The sequence below is a fragment of the Alienimonas chondri genome, from assembly GCF_013036045.1.
Lineage (GTDB): Bacteria > Planctomycetota > Planctomycetia > Planctomycetales > Planctomycetaceae > Alienimonas > Alienimonas chondri.
In genome coordinates this window covers 40,703-41,694 of sequence record NZ_WTPX01000030.1, presented here as the reverse complement: position 1 = coordinate 41,694, position 992 = coordinate 40,703, and the positions used below count along the sequence as shown (strand labels likewise).

The window sequence follows — 992 nt, the reverse complement described above, 5'->3', positions numbered from 1 at the left end:
CGGAGGTCGGCGTACGCGCCGGAGCGCTGGCCGGCACGCCGGAGGCCGCCGTCCTGCTCACCCCGCGGGCGCTCGTCGGCTGGACCGGCAAGCCGGCCGTGCGTGAGTTTCCCTTGGCCTCGATACCAACCCGAAGCGTCAGCGAGGGCGACGCGGCGCAGCCGCGTCAAATCCGTCGGAGCCTATTCCCTCGCTGACGCTTCGGGTTGGTGCAAGTTGCCGATCTTGCGCCTCCATGACGTAGGCGACGACCTCTGCGAGCGAGTCCTCCCCGTTGATATAACGCACGCTGCCGCGTTCGGCCCACCAGTTATTTCGGGCGACGTTCGTTTCTCTGAGCCGTCGGGTTGCCCAAGCTTTCAGATCAGTCCGAACTTTCTTCGGATGAACGCCGGGGGCCGTGACGACCGCGTGAACGTGGTTCGACCGACAATTGACGGCATGCAGCTCCCAACCGCGGTGTCGGCAAGTCTCGGCAATCTGCGCCTCGACCATAGCTCGTAGGGACGGTGAGAGCCGACAAGCGTCCTCGGACATCAAGGCTGCGGCTTCCCGTTCCAGCGCCGGATTCGGCAGGCGCCAGCCGCGATGATATTCGACCCAACCTCGCCCGTCCCCCGGCAGCCAAGTCCCGTAGGTCACCCAAGTGATAAAGTAAGCCGTCGGCTCGAAATGCATCGTCATCAACAACCCGAAGCGTAGTCGAGGGACGCGGCGCAGCCGCAGGAGCGTTCGCCCCACCAACCCGAAGCGTCAGCGAGAGATTGCAAATTGACGGCGTCGCCCCCTCAGAACAAGCTCGCCGCACCAACCCGAAGCGTCAGCGAGGGAGTCGCTCTACTAACCCGAAGCGTCAGCGAGGGATCCAGAGCGTCAAACGTTCTCAATCCCCCCCGCCGGGCTGCGCCCGCCGTCCCTCGCTGACGCTTCGGGTTAGTGAGTAGCGATCCGCCGCCGGGTCAGCAAGCTCACCGCAATCAGCGTCAGGAAGC

General features: G+C 65.0%; 2 protein-coding genes. One reads left to right on the top strand and one right to left on the bottom strand.

Going from position 1 to position 992, the window contains the following annotated elements:
• Window positions 1–197 (top strand): hypothetical protein (locus LzC2_RS21780; RefSeq protein ID WP_206678590.1); only part of this gene is annotated, 197 nt, incomplete at its 5' end.
• Here LzC2_RS21780 and LzC2_RS22950 read toward each other — a convergent pair.
• Complete coding sequence (locus LzC2_RS22950; protein WP_206678589.1) at window positions 139–495, bottom strand: transposase; 357 nt, start codon at window positions 493–495, stop codon at window positions 139–141. The genes LzC2_RS21780 and LzC2_RS22950 overlap by 59 nt on opposite strands.
• Window positions 496–992: the final 497 nt, after the last annotated feature.